The organism is Marinobacter iranensis, assembly GCF_029207565.1.
In the GTDB taxonomy this organism is placed as follows: domain Bacteria; phylum Pseudomonadota; class Gammaproteobacteria; order Pseudomonadales; family Oleiphilaceae; genus Marinobacter; species Marinobacter iranensis.
This window is the reverse complement of the sequence record NZ_JANCMW010000001.1, coordinates 219,651-239,143: the sequence shown is the minus strand read 5'-3', so window position 1 is coordinate 239,143 and position 19,493 is coordinate 219,651. Positions and strand designations below refer to the sequence as shown.

Genomic DNA, 19,493 nt, shown 5'->3' with positions numbered 1-19,493 from the left:
TTGCTCAAACTATTTCGAACGGACGTGGTCGTTCAGTTCCTGGAACCCCGGCCGCTTGTCAGACGGCAGGGCCTTACGGCCGAACTCTATGGCCATCTGCGGCGCCTGGCCGGATACGGTTGCAACGATCGCCGATTTCACGCATTCGTAGGCCTTGATTTCGTATTTGGCAGAATGCTCCATGGCAATCGATGTGGGGCCAACGAAACCATACCCCATCCAGATACCAAGAAAGGTGCCCACCAGCGCCGCTGCCACACTGAGACCAATCTTTTCGGGGCCCTCGCTCATGAAATTCATGGTGATAACAATACCGAGCACCGCCGCCACAATCCCAAGGCCTGGCAACGCGTCCGCAATCTTGTTGACGGCATGGGCCGGTTCTTCAAGCTCATGCTGGCGGCTGTCGATTTCGTTTTCCATCATGCCTTCCAGTTCATGGGTGGCCATGTTTCCGGAACTGATAATCCTGAGGTAATCCGTCATGAAGGCAAGCAGGTATTTGGATTTCATAATGGCCGGGTAACGGGTGAAAATCTGGCTCTCTTGCGGATTGTCGATGTCTTCCTCAATGGCCATGACACCCTGCTTGCGGGATTTGTCGAAGACCTCATACATCAAGCTGAGCAAATCCATGTAATAGGACTTGTTGTAAGGGGACCCCGTCAACTGGCCGAGCACGCCTTTGCCAACTTCCTTGATGGTGTGGAGGGGGTTGGCAATAATGAAGGACCCTAACGCTGCACCGCCAATAATGAGGATCTCCGTAGGCTGCCATAGCACCATGAGATTACCACCATGGAGCACGTACCCTCCGAGGACACTGGCAATTACAATGACTGCACCGATTATGAGTAGCATGGAATGAGAGCATACCTTCTGTAGTATTTGGCAGATAAGCGCGCCTGAAACGGACCCGCCTGGCCGGTTTGCACAGATAATAGCAAGCACCGGTCCGAACCGCGAAGATGTGAAACAATTTCTATACACACCCCCGCATTTGGTAAACTTCGCGCCTTTGAGCGCAAAGGATCACTTTTTAATGTTCAACAAGCTTTTTGTAATGAGCCAGTACGTGGTGCCGCAACTGGCGATTTCCCGCCTGGCAGGCCGTTTGGCAAACAATGAGAGCATGCCTGCGCTCAAGAACCGCGTCGTGCGTTGGTTTATCGGCCGCTATGGCGTAAACATGAACGAAGCCGCCGAACCGGACCCGACAGCCTACCCAAGTTTCAATGCCTTTTTCACCCGCGCCTTGAAGCCCGGCCTGCGCCCCGTGGATGAGCGGGAGACCACCCTGGTCAGCCCCGTTGACGGCGTTATCAGCCAGTTGGGCCACGTCACCGATGACCGGGTTTTCCAGGCCAAGGGCCAATCCTTCAGCCTCAACGAACTGCTGGGCGGCGATGATGAGCGCGCCGCCGACTTTGTCGATGGCGAATTTGCCACCATTTACCTGTCCCCGAAAGACTACCACCGGATCCACATGCCACTGGCCGGCACGCTGCGCGAAATGGTGTACGTCCCCGGAAAGCTGTTTTCCGTTAACCCGACAACCGCGGAAAACGTACCTGACCTGTTCGCCCGGAACGAGCGGGTTGCCTGCATTTTCGATACCCCCGCAGGCCCGATGGCCCTGGTGTCGGTAGGTGCCATGATCGTTGGCAGCGTCGAAACCATCTGGGCCGGAATCGTATCCCCAGGCAACAAAGAGGTTTCCGTTTCCCGCTACGGTACCCTCAAGACACCAATACGCTTTGAAAAAGGTGAAGAAATGGGCCGGTTCCGCCTGGGCTCAACCGTTATCATCGTGATGCCCAGGGGCACGGTAAACTGGAATGCGGATCAGGTGGCAGGAGGCACAGTACGCATGGGAGAGGCTTTCGGCGACATCAAGACCGGTCAGCCGGAAACGCGATAACGCCGGACAGATTGTCCAGCTCCAGTTTCAGCATCAACAAACGGTCAAGGCCAAGCGCCACACCGGAACAGTCCGGCATACCGGCTTCCAGTGACGCCAGAAACGCCTGGTCAGCCGGCATCTCGGGCTTGCCGGCTGAACGCCGCGCCCGGTTGTCCGCCGCAAACCGGCGCTTCTGCTCGTCCGGATCGGTCAGTTCCCAATATCCGTTGCACAGCTCCACACCCTCCACATAGAGCTCAAAGCGATGCGCCTGACGAAGCCCGTCCCTCTCTGACACCCGGGCCAGCGCCGCCTGGGATTCGGGATAGCCAGTGATAAACACCGGCCCCACTTCAGCCAACGCCGGCTCTACTGCGCCGCTCATCAGCAGATCCAGGCAATCACCACGGGTACACACCTGCAATTGTGCCGGCTGCATCCATTGCTGACAGCACTTCAACAACTGACTGTCGCTGGCCAGAAACGGGTCGACACCTGCAAAGCGGAGAAATGCATCGCGATAACGCATTGTAATAGGGGGCTCGCAGCCCAGCCAGCCGCATACCAGGTCGGAAACCTCCGCCATCAGGTCGGTATCGGTGAAACCGGGACGGTACCACTCAAGCAGGGAAAACTCGGGATTGTGCCGCCGCCCGAACTCACCGTCCCGAAATACGCGCGCGACCTGGTAGATGGGCCCGGAACCGGCAGCCAGCAGGCGCTTCATATGGTACTCAGGGGAGGTCTGGAGCCAGCCACCTGCAGCACCGGGGCCAACAGGGGCGGGGTTGGCGGAAATACTGTCGATATTGACATCGGTGACACCGTGTTGGCCAAGCACGGGTGTCTCTACCTCCATCACGTCACGTTGCGCAAAAAAGCCGCGCACCCAGGCCAGCTGTTGTGCGCGGCTTTTCAGGGCAGCCAGAGAAGCAGAGGGCTGCCATTGTACAGAGTCAGTCACGGCAGCAACCGATCAGCTGCTTTTTACCCGGCTGACGTATTCACCGGAGCGGGTGTCCACCTTGAGCACCTCGCCAATGGTGATAAACAACGGTACGTTCACCACCGCACCGGTGGAGAGTGTTGCCGGTTTGGTTCCACCCTGGGCGGTATCGCCCTTCATGCCCGGATCGGTATCCACCACTTCCAGTTCGACGAAGTTGGGCGGAGTTACTGTCAATGGCGCGCCGTTATAGAGAGTCACGGTGTAGACATCCTGCTCTTTTAACCACTTGAGCGCATCGCCAACCGCTTTCGCGTCCGCAGGGAACTGCTCGAAAGAGCCGTCTGTTTTCATGAAGTGCCAGAACTCGCCATCGGTGTACAGGTATTCCATTTCCTGATCGATAACGTCGGCGGCTTCCAGGCTTTCACCGGACTTGAACGTGCGCTCCCACTGGCGATTGGTCATCAGGTTGCGCAGCTTGACCCGGTTGAATGCCTGGCCCTTGCCGGGCTTTACGAATTCGTTCTCGAGAATGATGCAGGGGTCACCATCCAGCAAAACCTTAAGACCGCCACGGAATTCGTTGGTAGAATATGAAGCCATGAAAATATCACCTGAAAAGATGCTTTTAGAAATTCGAAGGTGGCTATGATACAGCGAACCGCCACCCGTATAGAAGCCCGCCCCGTCGACAACGCCAATCACAGCTGGCAGCAGTTGCTCTCGGAGTCCGTCACTACGCCGGACGCGCTGCTCAGACGCCTTGATCTTGACCCTGCCATCTGGCTCCGGGGGGCAAATGAGGGTCACCGGCTTTTTCCCATAAGGGTGCCCGCACCCTACCTGAAACGGATTGCCATGGGGGATCCAAATGACCCGCTGTTGCGACAGGTGCTGCCACTGTCTTCCGAAACTGAAACACAGCCCGGCTTTGTAACCGACCCGCTGCAGGAAGGTGGCTCCATGCAGGCCACGGGGCTGATCCGCAAGTATGAAAGCCGTGCCCTGCTGATGGTAACGGGGCAGTGCGCCATCAACTGTCGCTACTGTTTCCGGCGTCACTTCCCCTACGAGGAACACCGGCTGTCTCCGGCCGACCGGGCACAGGCCCTGAAAGCGCTTGCGGACGACCCTGGTATCAACGAAGTGATTTTCAGCGGGGGCGATCCATTGGTGGCCAATGACCGATTGCTGTCTGAGTGGGCCAGCGCTCTGGCGGATATTCCCCACATCCGAAGACTCCGGGTACACACCCGGCTGCCAGTGGTTATTCCCCAACGCGTGTGTGATTCACTGATCGATTGGCTAGCGGGCACCCGGCTTCAGCCTGTGATGGTTATCCATACCAACCATCCGGCGGAACTGGACACCGACACGCAGAAGGCTCTCGGCCGGCTGAAAGCCGTGGGTGTCACCCTTCTGAATCAGAGCGTGGTATTGAAGGGGGTCAACGACAACGCCGGCGTGCTGGCCGAACTCAGCGAACGACTGTTTGAGTGCGGCGTACTTCCCTACTACCTGCATGCGTTTGATCCGGTGGCCGGCGCCCATCACTTCGAAGTCAGCGACGACAGGGCCCGGGAACTGGTGCGACAGCTGCTTGGCACATTGCCGGGATTCCTCGTGCCGAGGCTGGTCAGGGAGATCCCGGGCCAGGCCGGGAAAACGCCGCTGGACCTGTTTGCGTGACACGTTTGGCAAAGTTGGCCCAAATTTACTTGTCAAATATTGTCAACTCGTGCTTTTCTCGCTTTTTGTTGTGCGTTTGCTATTTTACAGTGCGACTAGCAATAACAATAAAAGCTGTATTTGCGGCGTTTACCGATTAAAACACGCAGGCTTCAGTAACCTGAGCCTGTAGTTCGTGGTGCAACCCGGAGTACCTACCGTGGTCCAGACAATTGGCGTGAACTCATGGAAGGCATGATTCTGAAACCCGATCTCCGTGTTCCTGAACAGAAGACGGCAAGCCTCTCGTTTTGCCAGACTTCCCCAAAAGCCTTCAGGGACTGGGTGAAACAGCTACCTATGGCAAACATTGGCGAAGCTTCACGGCAGCTTTATCACGCCATTATAGAGCTGAACCAGCTTTTTATAGCGCCTCAACAGCGCCTGCAATTGCTGGAACTGATTCGCCCGAAAATACACTTTGTCTGCTCCGAGCTGTCCCGGCACTATCTCGGACTGGCCGTGGCACTACCGGAAAAGCAGCGCAAGATTGCCAACCTGTCCCAGGCGCTCCAGCTTCATGCCGCCAGCGGATACAAACTGTGCGTGATTGAATTCCTGGACAACGGGGGCCTGGACAAAAACCGCAAGGCGGTCGCGACCGCCATTCACCGGGCGATCTCGGAGTTAGCTGCCACCATCGTCCGGGCCCATCAGCTGTATTGCCCGAGCCCCTCGCAAAGCTGGCTGGAGTGCCACCGACTGTTCCGATTCGCCCATCGCAACAAGATCAATGGGCTGTCGGTCGACGACGACACCCTGACACACCGCCGGGCAAGCACCGTAGAGGACAGCTACAAACGCATCCTGCTGCTGGGATGTGCCCGCCCCAACCAGTTGAGGCAGGCAGAACTGGCACAGATTTACGAATTGTTTGAAAACTGGACCCACCTGGTTTCCTGCGGGCCAGAGAACGCTAACGACAGCTTGTTTGTGGTCAACATGGAACGGGATACCACACCGGTATACCGCAGCTTGCTGGAGCAAAAACCTGGCAACGACAGCTACAATTTTGACACCCGTGAACTGTCGGAGCAGATCACGCAGGCCCTTCACGCGCGAACCAGGAAGGAGAGCCAGGCCAGCGAACTGGAACTGCCCTCCCGGATTGGCGATACGCTGCTGACCCACCTCAGCCAGGCGTTGGGCATATTGGCGAAGCGCAACTTCAACCGTATTGCCAGCCAGGGCACCCTGGAGATCTGCATTGGGTTGACGGCGACCCATTATTACGTGGCCGGCGCCAAAACGTTCAACGAGTTTGTCAGTGGCAATGACAGCGGCAATGGCGACCACGACAACCTGTTCCTGCGTTCGTCCCGCCATAGTCAGGACGCCTGGGCCGGAGCTCATGACGCCGGGCCGAATGATGAGCCACTGCAATCAGCGGACACGCCGATCAACTTCCGCAATAGCATCGGCGCCACACCAGACAGTGAATCGGACCGCCGGAAACCAAAGTCCCACCATGCCTTGCTGGTAAACACCAGCCCCGGCGGCTACTGCGTTGCCTGGGAAACCAACGTGCCCCCCTCACTGCAGGCGGGTGAGGTGCTTGGCGTCCGCGAGCAGGCAAGCCACCCCTGGAGCGTGGCCGTAGTGCGCTGGATCAGGCAGGTTCGTAACCAGGGCACACAGGTCGGTATTGAACTTCTGGCACCAAGCGCTGCGCCCTGCGGTGTGCGGCTGATACAGAAAGTCGGCAACAGCAGCGAATACCTGCGCGGCTTGTTGCTGCCCGAGATCAGCGTGGTTAACCAGGCCGCAACGCTCATTACACCCAGGCTTCCGTTCCAGTCCGGCAGCCGAATATCCCTGCTTCACGACGGCCGTGAGGACCAGGGCACATTGTCCCGCAAAATTTCAGCAACCGGCAGCATCAGCCAGTTTGAACTAAAACTCCAGAATGCCGGCGCAACGCCGGTGGGCAACAACCCGCCCGCAACGGGAACGAGCGAGGACGAGTTCGATTCGCTGTGGCCCTCGCTCTAGTGCCTCGTTACCGGAAACAGAAGCACCCGAACCTGCGCGAAGGGTTGTTATTGGCCGGTAACCCCTGCATCATTCAGCGTTAGTGAAAGGCCGGCTCTGCGCTCTGGATAAAGTGCCGGCACAGCCAACGTGTATCACGAGACATCTGACGAAATGCAGAAAAAGAACGCAACCGTACACCTGCTGATCCTCGATCCGTCGCAGAACGATGCCGAGACCCTGGTCAGCCTGCTCAGAAATTCAGGCAAAGCCACACGGGCTCATCGCATCACCTCCGAGGAAGACCTGGAAGAAACCCTGAAAGCAGGCAACTGGGATCTGCTACTGGCACGGGACGACGTAGAGCAGGAATTCGGGGCCGACGGCGCCCTGGCGATGATTCGTCGCATGGACAAGGACATTCCGTTTATCCTCCTGACCAGCGAATTCACTCGCGAGCGCACCGTGTCGGTGATGAAAGCCGGAGCCCAGGACACCGTTCCGTTTGAAAATACCGATCAATTGGTACTGGTGGTCAATCGGGAACTGACCGCCCTGGAGGATCGCCGCCGGCGCAGAATTCTCGAGTCTCACCTGCGGGAAGCCGAACAACGCTGCCAGTTGCTGCTGGAGAGCTCCAAGGACGCCATCGCCTATATCAATGATGGCATGCATATCTATGCCAACCAGTCCTACATGGAATTCCTCGGTTATGATGACATTGATGACCTGATCTGCATTCCGGTTCTCGATACTCTCACGCCGGAAAGCCAGGAAAAGTACAAGGAGTTCATGAAGTCCTTCGCCGAGAGCGGCGAGGACGGCATGACTATGAACTGCGTGGCCCGCCGTAGCGATGATCAGGAACTCAATGTGACCATGTCCGTGTCAGCTGCCACCTACGACGGCGAGACCTGCACCCAGATCGTTATCCAGCCCGAACACAGCGATGCCGAACTGGAAGAGAAGATTCGCCAGATCAGCAGCCAGGACCTGTTGACTGGCCTCTTCAACCGCCAGTACCTGATGGATGCCCTCGGTCAGGCTATTGCCACCGCGGGTAAGGACAACAAAACGGGCGCGCTGGCCTATATTGCCCTGGATAACTTCATGAGCCTGAAAGGCCAGGTAGGTATCGCAGGTGCAGACCTGATGCTTGGCGATCTTGCTACCCTCCTGAAAGAACAGACGCCGGAAAACATGGTACTTGCCCGTCTCAGTGATGATGCGTTTTGCCTACTGTGCCAGCCCTGCGAGGAAAAGGAGATGGCGGACCTGTGTGAGGTGATTCGCAAGAAGGTGGAGGACAATCTTTTCGACATCAACGGCCGCACGCTGCAGTTGACCCTGAGCATTGGTGTTGCCGCGATTACGGAGAACGCCCCCAAGGCACCGGACCTGATGGGGCGGGCCCATACCGCATCGTCCGAATTGAAGAAGAAAGAAGGCCACGGACAGGGTAACGGTGTGCTGGTGTACAACCCGGCGGACTACGAGGCGATGGATGAGAGTAACTCGGTTGATGCCATCCAGAAGGCCCTGGACGATAATCGCTTCCGGCTGCTGTTCCAACCTATCATCAACCTCCGCGGTGAAGGCGAGGAACACTACGAAGCGTTCGTGAGGATGCTGAACAAGGACGACGAGGAAGTGTCTCCTTACGACTTCCTGCCACCGGTTGGTCCCTCGGAAATGGCCATCAAGATAGACCGCTGGGTCATCCTGCAAACCATCAAACAACTCTCCAGCCACCGTTCACGCGGGCACGACACGCGCCTGTTCCTGAACATCACTGCGGAGACACTGGACGACAAGACCTTTACCCCGTGGCTGAGTGTGGCATTGAAGGCCGCACGGCTGCCGGGTGATTCACTGATTTTCCAGATTCGGGAGGGCGACGCCAACAACTACATGAAACAGGCGAAGGAGTTCTCCAAGGCTGTTCATGAGTTGCACTGCAAGGTATCGATCTGCCAGTTCGGATGCGCACTCAATCCGTTCAATACCCTGAAGCATATCGACGTGGATTACGTGAAAATCGACGGCTCGTTCACCGAAGAACTCCAGAAAAAGGACGAAGCCAAGGAAGAAGTCAAGGAGATGGTCAAGAGCCTTCAGAGCTCCGGCAAGCTGACCATTGTGCCGCTGGTGGAAAATGCCAGTGTGCTGGCAACCCTCTGGCAGGCCGGCGTGAACTATATCCAGGGTTACTACCTGCAGGCACCGGTTCCCGAAATGAACTACGATTTCGGCGACCACTAGGCCCCGCATTGCGCGGTCCGGCCAAAGGCCGGACCGCGTGTGCTGGCAACTACTTTCCTACCTGCAGGCTGTCACTTTCCCGGAACCCGATCAGATAGAGAATGGCATCAAGCCCCAGGGTCGAGATGGAATGGCGGGCAGACTCCTTGACCAATGGCTTGGCGCGGAAGGCAACGCCCAGACCGGCCTGGCTCAGCATCGGAAGGTCGTTGGCGCCATCCCCCACCGCAATCACCTGCTCCCGCGATATGTGCTCCCGCTCGGCAATTTCCTGGAGCAACTCGGCCTTGCGTTTGCCATCCACGATCTGGCCGGCCACGCGGCCCGTTACCTTGCCATTCTCGATTTCCAGTTCATTGGCATAAACGTAATCAATCCCGAGTTTTTGCTGGAGATGACGGGCAAAGTAGGTAAAGCCGCCTGAAAGAATCGCCGTGCGATAACCCAGTGACTTAAGCCTGAGTATCAGGTGCTCCGCGCCCTCGGTCATCCGCAGGCGCCCGGCAATACCCTCAAGCACCGACTCGTCCAGGCCCTTGAGTAGAGCCAGACGCTCCGCAAAGCTCTGGCTGAAGTCCAGCTCTCCCAGCATGGCCCGCTCGGTGATTTCCGCCACCTGCGCTCCCACACCGGCTTCCAGGGCCAACTCGTCGATGACTTCGGCGTCAATCAGGGTGGAATCCATATCGAACACCACCAGTCTGCGGTTGCGACGGAAGATGGAATCCTCCTGGAAGGCAATATCCACGTTCATTTCCCCGGCGATGTGGAGGAAATCGGAACGCAACTGCTCCAGGTCAGAGGGAGTGCCCCTTACGGAAAACTCGACACAGGCGATGCGGTTCTCGGAAGGGTTCAGAGACGGACGGGCCGACAGCCGGCTGATATTGTCGATATTCAGGCCATGGCGGGCGGTAATGGCGGACACCCGCGCAATCTGCTCTGCCTTGATATCCCGCGACAGCAGCGTGACGATGTAGCAGGCGCGGTTGCGACCTTCCGCCCACTGCTGATATTCCTCGATGGTGATGGGTGCAAAACGCACCTGCAGGTCCAGCGCATGCAGCCGGAACAGCAGGTCCCGGATAACCGGCGAGGACTTGGATTCGTCGGGAATCTCGATCAGGATTCCCCAGGTCAGGTGGTCGTGAATCACCGCCTGACCAATGTCCAGAATCCGCACATCGTACTGCCCCATGATGCCGGTTATTTCCGACGTCAGACCAGGCTTATCACGCCCCGACACGTTGATCAGAACCAGCTCACTCACTGTCAGGCTGCTCCTCTGCATTGGCGACGTCATCAGCGACAGCGGCATTGCTGGCCGACTGAATCACATCAATGGCATCCACCCGCTGGAGCCCGCGGGGCAATTTGTGGCCACGGCGGCCGCGTTCGCCCAGATAGTGCTCCAGGTCACTGAACTGCAATCCCATTTTGCGCTTACCGGCGCGGATTTCCAGTTGGTCGTCTTCGGCAAACACCGCGACGGCCACCACGTACTCTTCCCGGTTCTGAACCCTTGCAGAGGGAATACTGATGATCTTGTTGCCCTTGCCCTTCGACAACTCCGGCAACTCGCTCAGAGGGAATACCAGCATCCGGCCCTCGTTGGAAATAGCCCCGAGGTACAGTGGCTTTTCGGAATCCGACACCGCCACGGGCGGCATGATCCTGGCGCCTTTCGGTACCGACACTACGGCCTTACCGTTGCGGTTCTTGCTGATCATATCGTTCAGGGAGGTCACGAAGCCGTAGCCGCCATCAGTGACCAGCAGCACCTTGCGGGCCGGATCGCCCATCAAAAGGCCTGCGAAAGTCGCGCCCGAAGGCGGATTGATACGACCACTCAGGGGCTCGCCCTGCCCCCTTGCGGAAGGGAGCGAATGGGCAACCAGGGAATAGGCTCGCCCGGTGGAATCCAGGAACACCGCCTGCTGGTTATTGCGGCCTTTGGCGGCCATGGCGAACTTGTCGCCGGCCTTGTAACTCAGCCCTTCGGGCTCGATATCGTGCCCCTTGGCGGCCCTGACCCAGCCCTTCTCGGACAGCACAACCGTCACCGGGTCATTGGATACCAGTTCGGTTTCGCTGAAGGCCCTGGCCTCTCGGCGCTCCACAATGGGCGACCGACGATCGTCACCAAAGGTTTCCGCATCCGCCAGCAACTCGTCTTTGATCAACTCCCGCAGTCGGTCCTCGGAGCCAAGAATCGCCTGCAGCTCATCCCGCTCGGCGGACAGCTCGTCCTGCTCACCACGAATCTTCATTTCCTCAAGCTTGGCCAGGTGGCGCAATTTCAACTCAAGGATGGCTTCGGCCTGCTCTTCCGACAGCCCGAAGCGGGACATCAATTCCGCCTTGGGCTTGTCCTCATAGCGGATAATCGCTATGACCTCGTCGATGTTCAGGTAGGCAACCAGCAGACCCTCAAGGATATGCAGACGCGCCAGCACCTTATCCAGCCGGTGCTGCAGACGCCGTGTGACGGTGGTACGGCGGAAGCTGAGCCACTCCGTCAGCATCTCACGAAGGCCTTTCACACCCGGACGGCCGTCGTTGCCGATCACATTGATATTCACCCGGTAGGTCTTTTCCAGGTCGGTACTGGCAAACAGGTGGGCCATCAGCCCTTCCAGATCCACCCGGTTGGAACGAGGAACAATCACCAGCCGGGTCGGGTTCTCATGGTCCGATTCATCCCGCAGGTCCGCCACCATGGGCAGCTTCTTGGTTTGCATTTGCTGGGCTATCTGCTCCAGCACGCGGTTCCCGGATACCTGGTGCGGCAGGTCGGTCACCACGATTTCGCCACCCTCGTTGATCCAGCGCGCCCGCATCCGCAATGAACCGCGGCCGGTTTCGTACATCTGACGGATGTCCTTACGGGGGGTAATAATCTCCGCGTAAGTCGGGAAATCCGGCCCCTTGACGTGCTCACACAGGTCGTCGGTGGTGGCGTCTGGCTGCTCAAGCAGGCGTACACAGGCGGCCGTAATTTCCCGGACATTATGAGGCGGAATATCCGTTGCCATGCCTACGGCGATACCCGTGGTGCCGTTCAGCAGAACGTGCGGCAGCCTGGCGGGCAATACGGCAGGCTCGTCCATGGTGCCATCAAAGTTCGGTACCCAGTCCACTGTGCCCTGCCCCAGCTCACTGAGCAGGACATCCGCAAACCTGGCGAGGCGTGATTCAGTGTAGCGCATGGCTGCGAAGGATTTGGGGTCATCAGGTGCACCCCAGTTGCCCTGGCCGTCAACCAGCGGATAACGATACGAAAACGGCTGGGCCATAAGCACCATGGCTTCATAACAGGCACTGTCACCGTGGGGGTGGAACTTACCCAGAACATCACCCACCGTACGGGCGGACTTCTTGTACTTTGAGGTGGACTTCAGGCCGAGCTCGGACATGGCGTAGATAATCCGACGCTGGACCGGCTTCAATCCGTCCCCAACGTTGGGCAGTGCCCTGTCGAGAATGACGTACATCGAGTAGTCAAGGTAGGCCTTTTCGGTATAGTCCCTCAGTGAAACCCGCTCAAAGCCTTCATCCGTGGTCTGAAACTCTGGCATGGATGCCCCTTTGTTGCCTGCTGTGAATGTTGCCTGATGTGCATTCCGCTGGATTACCCGGCCAGCAGCCGGAGCGCACATTATATGGAGGCGGGAGCGGATACACCAACACCCCGTCGGATTTCCAATAGCGGAATTCCCGCATGGAGAGAGTTTAACCCTCACCGTATGCTCGCCATCAGTATAACGATGACCCGTTTCACGACATCCACGAGTGGAGAACTATGAAACCAAACCTGAAAGCCTGCGGGCAGGCCATGATTACGGCCATGGTGAATGCTGTTCTTGCTCTTACCCTGATGCTGCTGGTGGAATTCGCCATAAGCGGCACTTTCCAGTTAGCGGAACCCTACCTGTGGGCAGGGCTGCTGATTGGCCTGGTTATCTTTTTCGGCCAGTTCTGGCGTCAGCGGCACCTTTGCCGCAACGGGCAAGCAGCCGCGGAGTCCACGGATACACTCTGAAGGGCTGATATCTGGCATGCTCAGTCGAGCCATCCCTGAACAATGACAAACCGCTTTCCGCTGCTATTCTGACTGGACGCATGACGCTATTTCCAGAAGGCAGAGGAAGGACAAATGAATATAAGAAGTTCCTTGGGCCTGCGGGCCAAAGTCGCCTTACCTTTCGCAATTTCCGCCATAGCCCTGATTGTCATAGGCCTTTTCAGCGTTCTTACAGCAAGAAACCTGGTCGCACACACAGAAGCGCTTTCCGAACGCTACCTTCCCGCTGTCAGCGAAGCCCTAAACGGTGACCGGGACCTTTACCAGGCACTGGTCGCACAGATGTCCTTCATCAGCGCCACAGAAAACAATGAACCCCCTGACCAGCACAAGGCGGACTTTGAGGAAAACGCTGGCCAGGCACTGGAGAGACTGAATAAAGCGATAGAGCGCCTGCGGGGCACCGGCATTTCCGAGAAAATCGAGGGGTTTCGCGCTACCTACGATGAGTGGTTGAATACGGCGCGCCAATCCATGAAGATTGCCCGGTCAGGTGACCCACATGCCGGGCATCAAATGTTGATTGGCCCGAGCAACCAGGCCTTCAGCCAACTCCGGGGCTATTACGACCGCGTAGGCATCCATGCCGACGAGCAGGCGCAGTTCGTTGCCCATGAGGCCTCCGGAGAAGGGCTTTCCAGTTCCGTCTTTATACTGATCATTACGGTCGGCGCCGTTATCATCGGCATTCTCTTGTTCGTTGTGTTCCTTCGGATGATTGTTCAATCCGTTGGCGTACTGAGAAAACAACTGGACAACATCGCCCAGGGCGAAGGAGACCTTACCCAACGAATCCCCGTTGAAACGGACGATGACCTGGGCAAACTGGCTGTAAGTTTCAACCATGTACTGGAAAACCTCCAGACCATGATCGGCTCCATCCAGAACCTGAGCAAACAACTGGGCGAGGGTGCTTCCGAATTATCAACCGCTGCCAGCGATAACAGTAACGGGGTAACCCGGCAAACCGATGCCATTTCCATGGTCGCAACGGCGATCAATGAAATGCAAAGCGCTATTGAAGAAGTCGCGGGCAATGCGTCGCGGGCCGCTGACATTACCAAACAGGCTCAGGAGAAAGGCCGCAACGGGGCGACCATCATCCGTAATTCATCCGTTCAGGTACAGCGCCTGGCGGCACAGATTTCCAAGGCGGTGGAGGTTATACGCAAGCTTTCACAAGACTCGGAAAACATTACCTCGGTACTGGACGTTATTCGGGAAATCGCCGATCAGACCAACCTGCTTGCCCTCAACGCGGCTATAGAGGCTGCCCGCGCCGGGGAACAGGGGCGGGGGTTTGCGGTTGTTGCCGACGAAGTCCGCACACTGGCCAAGAGAACCCAGCAATCCACTGAAGACATACAGACCATGATCACCGCCCTGCAAACCGGTGTTGCCGATATCGTGGCGGTGATGGAAACCGGCAGCAAGGAAGCCGTGGAAACCGAGAAACTGGCAACGGAAGCCGAAGCCGAACTTCAGGGCATTCTCGAATCCATGGCGGATATCAGCGACATGAACACCAGCGTGGCCTCGGCTACCGAAGAGCAGACCCAGGTAGTCGACGAGATCAATCGCAGCGTTACTGAAATCAACGACCTGGCGGCCGAGGGAATGAAACGTTCAGGCAGTATCGACCGGATCAGCAAATCACTGGATGACTACGCGAGGGAACTGGAACAGCAGACAGGCCGGTTCAGGGTGTGAATCAGGGGAAGGAAGTGCACCCCATCCCCGCCATGTGAAGGGGGATGGGGAAAAGCCGTTTTACTGGCGAATACCTTCAACGGAGATGATCATCTCAACCGTCTCGGAGGCCTTGCCAAGGTCCATGGGAATATCGAAGTCGGTCAACTTGAACTCGGTTTCCGCCTCGAAACCCATGCGGTAGCCGCCCCAGGGGTCCTCACCATGGCCCAGCATTTCGACATCCAGGGTGATCTCTTTGGTCACGCCGCGTAGGGTCAGGTCACCGATGATGTCGGCCTCGCCTTCATCATCCACAACCACCCTCTTGCTCTTGAATGTAGCCTCGGGGTACTCGCTGACGTACAGGAAGTCCTCTTCACGCAGGTGCTTATCGCGCTCGGCATTGTTCGAGTCAACGCTGGACGTATCCACGGTCACTTCGACGGAACTGTTTGCGGGATTTTCCGCGTCGTAGACGAACTGGCCATCGAAGTCATTGAACCGACCATAAAGCCAGCTGTAACCCAGGTGGGAAATCTTGAAGGTAATAAACTGGTGGGCACCCTTGGTGTCGAACGCGTAGGTTCCACTATGCTCGGAGGCCTGGACTCCGCCAACCATCGTGAGCGTCACAGCAGATGCAAGCAGCAGTTTTTTCATGTTCGTCTCCTTGTTGAAACAGCCCGAAGGCATGATTGTATAAGTTAACCGGATTATTGTTGCCGACGGTCCGTACCCAACATACGCCGCAGGGTGTCATCCCGGTCAATCAGGTGATGTTTTATGGCGGCCAGGCCGTGCAAACCGGCAAGTACGACCAGTGCCCAGGTTGACCAATAGTGAACAAGCCCGGCTGTATCCTCCATTCCCTTTATCTGGCCGGTCACCGATGGCACCTCGAACCAGTTGAATACACTGATCGATGAACCATCCGCGGTAGAGATGAGGTAGCCGCTTACCATGGCCACGAAAATCAGTGCGTAAAGCAGGAAGTGGGCGCCATGGGCTGCCAGCACTTCCACCCGACTATGACTCGGCAAGGGACGTGGAACAGGGTTTACCAGCCACCATAACAACCTGAACAGCATGACCAGCAACAACAGGATACCAACACTTCGATGAATGTCCGGGCCTGTGCGATACCAGTCGTCGTAATAAGACAGGCCCACCATCCAGTACCCGAGACCGAACAGGCCGAACACCGCAACGGCCACCAGCCAGTGAATGCCGATGGAAACCGCCCCAAACCTGCCGTCCGAATTGCGTACCTGCATAGCGATCGACGTTGCGCTCCCTGAAACCCGTTAAAACCTTGTGTGCAGTGTAGGAAGAGCCTCGCCTAAAACCAATCAAAATGTTTTGTTCACATAGGTCAGAATTTCTGACCAAGGGACTGATAGGTACTATCCCTTATACCTTTGGTCTGATACGGGTTCTACGGATTGCAGGAAACGATGGGCACGATAGACTTTTCACATACATTAATTGCCCGGTTCGGGTCACTCAGTGAACGAGAGGAACAGACATGGAAATTGAATTCGACGAATCCGTTGCGGTACCCAGCAACAACTGATCACTAGCGGCTCCCGGCGGGGCCTCCGGATGCTATTCCTGCCGCATACAATATGCACCGCTTGACGCCGCTACCTGTTTTTACATGAAATAGTGGTAATAACCTGCTGTTTTTGGCACTCTTCTGTCTGTCTTGACAATCCTGTTCATTCTAACTGAACGGCCATTAACCAATCAGTAGAGTGCGACCGGGATCAACAGATCGGGTAGCCTGGGGCTTTCCCGGTGTTTTCGTTTATCCGGACCAGAAAAGGCCTATGTCGCGAACCCTCCCAGAGCAGATGACCGCACCGGAAGTTGATGTGCTGTCGCCTATGTTAACCAGGGAGGGAGAATCATGGACGGCCGACTATCAGGGCCTGACGCTGCGAACAGCATTGCAGCCCATATTCAGCATCTCCCACAAACGCATTGTCGGCTACGAAGCATTGATTCGTGCCTTTGATACCGATAACGCTGCGGTATTGCCCCTGCATCTCTTTGATCTGCCCTGCTCGGATGCCGAGAACCTGTTGCTCGACCGCCTTTGTCGATACCTGCACATCCGTAACTATTCAGGGTTCCATGACCAGTTGAACTGGTTGTTCCTGAACGTATCTCCCCGTGTGGTGTCGGCTGGCAACCGCGCCGATTCCTTCTTTGGCGAGTTGCTGAAGAAAACCGGTCTGCCACCCCATCGCATCGTGATGGAGATTGTTGAGCAGCCAACGGACGATGCTGAACGATTGCGTGAAACCGTTGCCTACTACCAGAAACTGGGTTGTCTCACCGCCATTGATGATTTTGGCGCTGGCCATTCCAACTTCGAGCGGATCTGGAACCTGTCCCCGGACATCGTAAAGCTCGACCGCAAACTGCTGACCCGGGCGACCGACGACCACAAGGCCCGGCAGATACTCAACGGCATTGTCTCGCTGCTGCATCAGTCCGGCTGCCTGGTACTCCTGGAAGGCGTGGAGACCCACGACCAGGCGATGATCGCCATTGATGCGGGGGTGGATTTCGTTCAGGGATTTTATTTCCGCAGGCCCAGCACCGCGCTGACGGACATCCCCCACGAAGTAACGGACCTGGAAGGGCTGCTGAAAGACTACAAGAGCAAAAACCGGGTCACGAGGGATCCCACCCAGCAACTGGTCTCTTTCTTCGAGGATTTTTTTCGCAATGCCGTGGACAGGCTCGCCCAGGGCATGGAAATGAACGAGGCCTGTGATGCCCTGCTAAGCCACCCTGCCGTATCGCGGTGTTACCTGGTCGATGCCAACGGTGTCCAGATCGACGACACCATCGTGTCCGATGCCATGGCACGCAGCCTGGATCCAAGGTTTCGTCCGCTGGAAAGCACCACCAGTGCCGACTGGTACCGCCAGCAATACCTGCGCCAGGCCATCGCCCAGCCAGGACATTTGCAGATAACCGCACCCTACCTGTGTATTACCGGCGCCTATATGTGCGTAACCCTGTCACTGGGTTATTACCACAAGGGGGAGCTGCGGGTTCTCTGCTGCGACATACTCGCCAACCCCACCGAAACAGCACTCAGGAAAGGCTGATCCCGTACACCTGGGAAATCACGCCAACGGTCACCAGCCCGATAAACAGATTCATCGGCAGGCCCACCTTCACAAAATCCATAAACCGGTAACCGCCCGGGCCGAACACCATCATGTTGGTCTGGTAGCCCAGTGGCGTGGCAAAGCTGGCGGATGCGGCCATCATGACCGCAATCACATAGGGCTCGGAAGCAATACCGAGGGACGCTGTCATAGACAGCACGATGGGGAGCACCAGCACCGCCGCCGCATTGTTGGTGATCACCTCGGTCAGTACAGAGACTGCGAAATACACCAGCAGAATCGTAAGCAGCGGGTGCCCACTGCTTACGCCCAGAATGCCCTCCGCGACAAAACCGGCGGCACCGGTTTCCTGCAGGGCCGCCCCCAGGGCAAACGAAGCGGCGATAGTGAGCATTACCGGCACATCCACGGATTTCTGGGCCTGGCCGACGGAACAGCAACCGCTGAGAATCATCAGCGCGGCACCCATCAGCGCTGCATTCAGCATACTCAGCACCCCAAAGGCGGCGGCAGCCACCAGTACCAGCAGGATGCCCCAGGACAGGTAAGCCCGGTCGTGGCGGGGTGTTTCGGTTTCCAGGTCGTTGATCAGCAGGAAATCCTTGGCGTACCGCTGACGACTGACAAATGCCGGACGCGCCTCCAGTAACAGCACATCGCCGGTTTTGAGGCGAATATTGCCAAGGTTGCCCGACACCCGCTCGCCGCCCCGTGCGACGGCCAGCACCACGGCACCGTAACGGTCCCGGAAGCGGGCATCGCGAATCGTCAGGCCAAGCACTTCGGATTGCGGAGACAGGGCAGCTTCCACCAACCGCCGCTCTGCCCGGTCCTTACTCAGGCTGGGCTCGTCGTCGTGAACCGAAGGCACAATGCCATTGATCCGCAGTAGATCGGAAATGGCCTGGGTATCGCCGGCAAACACCAACCGGTCGCCTCCCCGCAGCCTCTCTTCCGACGGCACCGCCGTCACCACGCTGCCATCCCGTTCGATTTCGACCAGATAGAGCCGCTCCAACTCCCGCAGGCCGGCCTCTCCAACACTCTTGCCGACCAACGGGCCGTCAAAGGCAACCGCCACCTCCAGGGTAAATTCCCGCATGGAGCCGAATTTCTGCTGGTCCTTGCGGTCCGGCAATGCCCTCGGCAGCACAAGGAGCATGACAGCCACGCCGATCACTGCAACCGGCAACCCGACGGCGGTAATCGAAAATATCGAGAAACCGCCCTCCCCGGTCAACTGCTGGTATTGCCCGTTGACCACCAGGTTGGTGCTGGTGCCGATCAGGGTCAGGGTGCCGCCGAGAATGGCGGAGTAACTCAACGGGATCATCAGCTTCGATGGCGATATGCCGATCTTGCGGGACCAGGCGTGAACCGCCGGGATCATGGTGGCAACCACCGGGGTGTTATTAAGGAAGCCGCTGAGCAATGCGACCGGAAACGCAATGCGGGCCTGGGCCGAACGCACGGTGCGTGGCGACCGGAGCAGATGGTGGACAACCAGATCAACGCCGCCGGAATGGTGAATGCCGGAGGCGACCACGAACATGGCGACAACCGTGATCAGGCCACTGTTGCTAAACCCGGACAGGGCCTGATCGGCAGTGATAATGCCACTGGCACTGAGAACGATGAGCACACCCAGCATGACAAGGTGCGGACCAAAGCGCCCGACGCTCATCAACAGCAATGCCACTCCCGCGAGGCTTAGAGCAAACCAGCCCTGCCAGTCCATTTGGTGTCCCTTGAACA

The 19,493-nt window shown here is 57.5% G+C and carries 15 protein-coding genes; 7 read left to right on the top strand and 8 right to left on the bottom strand.

Translation table 11 applies throughout. The annotated features are described in order from the left end of the window. Positions 1-9: 9 nt before the first annotated feature. The gene (gene motA / locus NLU14_RS01175; RefSeq protein ID WP_275704326.1) at positions 10-861 is read right to left on the bottom strand and encodes a flagellar motor stator protein MotA; all 852 of its coding nucleotides are present in this window, start codon (positions 859-861) and stop codon (positions 10-12) included. A gap of 181 nt (positions 862-1,042) precedes the next feature. On the opposite strand from motA, the gene asd reads away from it, so the two are divergent. Further along, the gene (asd, locus tag NLU14_RS01170) at positions 1,043-1,921 is read left to right on the top strand and encodes an archaetidylserine decarboxylase (protein ID WP_275704325.1); all 879 of its coding nucleotides are present in this window, start codon (positions 1,043-1,045) and stop codon (positions 1,919-1,921) included. Here the strand turns inward: asd and epmA are convergent. Further along, entirely contained in the window at positions 1,893-2,867 is a 975-nt protein-coding gene (epmA, locus tag NLU14_RS01165; RefSeq protein WP_275704324.1) for an EF-P lysine aminoacylase EpmA, read from the bottom strand. The two genes, asd and epmA, sit on opposite strands and share 29 nt — an antisense overlap. Before the next feature lie 12 nt (positions 2,868-2,879). After that, entirely contained in the window at positions 2,880-3,455 is a 576-nt protein-coding gene (efp, locus tag NLU14_RS01160; RefSeq protein WP_275704323.1) for an elongation factor P, read from the bottom strand. A gap of 45 nt (positions 3,456-3,500) precedes the next feature. Here efp and epmB point away from each other — a divergent pair, with 45 nt between their 5' ends. The 3 genes from epmB (at position 3,501) to NLU14_RS01145 (ending at position 8,813) form a co-directional block, all read left to right on the top strand. Next, positions 3,501-4,541: an EF-P beta-lysylation protein EpmB gene (gene epmB, locus NLU14_RS01155; protein WP_275704322.1), complete on the top strand. Its 1,041-nt coding sequence runs from the start codon at positions 3,501-3,503 to the stop codon at positions 4,539-4,541. A gap of 225 nt (positions 4,542-4,766) precedes the next feature. Further along, complete coding sequence (locus NLU14_RS01150) at positions 4,767-6,572, top strand: GTPase (RefSeq protein WP_275704321.1); 1,806 nt, start codon at positions 4,767-4,769, stop codon at positions 6,570-6,572. 153 nt (positions 6,573-6,725) lie between these two features. Further along, the gene (locus NLU14_RS01145) at positions 6,726-8,813 is read left to right on the top strand and encodes an EAL domain-containing response regulator (RefSeq protein ID WP_275704320.1); all 2,088 of its coding nucleotides are present in this window, start codon (positions 6,726-6,728) and stop codon (positions 8,811-8,813) included. A gap of 49 nt (positions 8,814-8,862) precedes the next feature. Here NLU14_RS01145 and serB read toward each other — a convergent pair whose 3' ends face one another. Together serB and parC are read right to left on the bottom strand one after the other, a co-directional pair. Further along, on the bottom strand, positions 8,863-10,083 hold the full coding sequence (gene serB, locus NLU14_RS01140; RefSeq protein WP_275704319.1) for a phosphoserine phosphatase SerB: 1,221 nt from the start codon (positions 10,081-10,083) through the stop codon (positions 8,863-8,865). Continuing rightward, complete coding sequence (gene parC, locus NLU14_RS01135) at positions 10,076-12,391, bottom strand: DNA topoisomerase IV subunit A (RefSeq protein ID WP_275704318.1); 2,316 nt, start codon at positions 12,389-12,391, stop codon at positions 10,076-10,078. The genes serB and parC overlap by 8 nt, the downstream gene beginning before the upstream one ends. Before the next feature lie 224 nt (positions 12,392-12,615). On the opposite strand from parC, the gene NLU14_RS01130 reads away from it, so the two are divergent. Both NLU14_RS01130 and NLU14_RS01125 read left to right on the top strand, forming a co-directional pair. Further along, entirely contained in the window at positions 12,616-12,855 is a 240-nt protein-coding gene (locus NLU14_RS01130; RefSeq protein WP_275704317.1) for a hypothetical protein, read from the top strand. A gap of 114 nt (positions 12,856-12,969) precedes the next feature. Continuing rightward, on the top strand, positions 12,970-14,607 hold the full coding sequence (locus NLU14_RS01125) for a methyl-accepting chemotaxis protein (protein ID WP_275704316.1): 1,638 nt from the start codon (positions 12,970-12,972) through the stop codon (positions 14,605-14,607). A 60-nt stretch (positions 14,608-14,667) separates the two neighbouring features. Here NLU14_RS01125 and NLU14_RS01120 read toward each other — a convergent pair whose 3' ends face one another. Then, complete coding sequence (locus NLU14_RS01120; protein ID WP_275704315.1) at positions 14,668-15,249, bottom strand: YceI family protein; 582 nt, start codon at positions 15,247-15,249, stop codon at positions 14,668-14,670. Positions 15,250-15,302: 53 nt separating this feature from the next. Next, complete coding sequence (locus NLU14_RS01115) at positions 15,303-15,863, bottom strand: cytochrome b (protein WP_275704314.1); 561 nt, start codon at positions 15,861-15,863, stop codon at positions 15,303-15,305. 555 nt (positions 15,864-16,418) lie between these two features. Between NLU14_RS01115 and NLU14_RS01110 the strand changes: the two genes are divergently transcribed. Beyond that, positions 16,419-17,714, top strand: a complete 1,296-nt coding sequence (locus tag NLU14_RS01110) for an EAL domain-containing protein (protein ID WP_275704313.1) — start codon at positions 16,419-16,421, stop codon at positions 17,712-17,714. Here NLU14_RS01110 and NLU14_RS01105 read toward each other — a convergent pair. Continuing rightward, on the bottom strand, positions 17,701-19,476 hold the full coding sequence (locus tag NLU14_RS01105) for an SLC13 family permease (RefSeq protein ID WP_275704312.1): 1,776 nt from the start codon (positions 19,474-19,476) through the stop codon (positions 17,701-17,703). The genes NLU14_RS01110 and NLU14_RS01105 overlap by 14 nt on opposite strands. Positions 19,477-19,493: the final 17 nt, after the last annotated feature.

Coding starts and splice junctions, on each gene's coding strand:
- NLU14_RS01145 (WP_275704320.1), top strand. CDS start 6,726: ATGCAGAAAAAGAACGCAACCGTACACCTGCTGATCCTCGATCCGTCG.
- motA (WP_275704326.1), bottom strand. CDS start 861: ATGCTACTCATAATCGGTGCAGTCATTGTAATTGCCAGTGTCCTCGGA.
- asd (WP_275704325.1), top strand. CDS start 1,043: ATGTTCAACAAGCTTTTTGTAATGAGCCAGTACGTGGTGCCGCAACTG.
- NLU14_RS01150 (WP_275704321.1), top strand. CDS start 4,767: ATGGAAGGCATGATTCTGAAACCCGATCTCCGTGTTCCTGAACAGAAG.
- NLU14_RS01130 (WP_275704317.1), top strand. CDS start 12,616: ATGAAACCAAACCTGAAAGCCTGCGGGCAGGCCATGATTACGGCCATG.
- NLU14_RS01105 (WP_275704312.1), bottom strand. CDS start 19,476: ATGGACTGGCAGGGCTGGTTTGCTCTAAGCCTCGCGGGAGTGGCATTG.
- epmB (WP_275704322.1), top strand. CDS start 3,501: ATGATACAGCGAACCGCCACCCGTATAGAAGCCCGCCCCGTCGACAAC.
- NLU14_RS01110 (WP_275704313.1), top strand. CDS start 16,419: ATGTCGCGAACCCTCCCAGAGCAGATGACCGCACCGGAAGTTGATGTG.
- NLU14_RS01120 (WP_275704315.1), bottom strand. CDS start 15,249: ATGAAAAAACTGCTGCTTGCATCTGCTGTGACGCTCACGATGGTTGGC.
- NLU14_RS01125 (WP_275704316.1), top strand. CDS start 12,970: ATGAATATAAGAAGTTCCTTGGGCCTGCGGGCCAAAGTCGCCTTACCT.
- efp (WP_275704323.1), bottom strand. CDS start 3,455: ATGGCTTCATATTCTACCAACGAATTCCGTGGCGGTCTTAAGGTTTTG.
- parC (WP_275704318.1), bottom strand. CDS start 12,391: ATGCCAGAGTTTCAGACCACGGATGAAGGCTTTGAGCGGGTTTCACTG.
- NLU14_RS01115 (WP_275704314.1), bottom strand. CDS start 15,863: ATGCAGGTACGCAATTCGGACGGCAGGTTTGGGGCGGTTTCCATCGGC.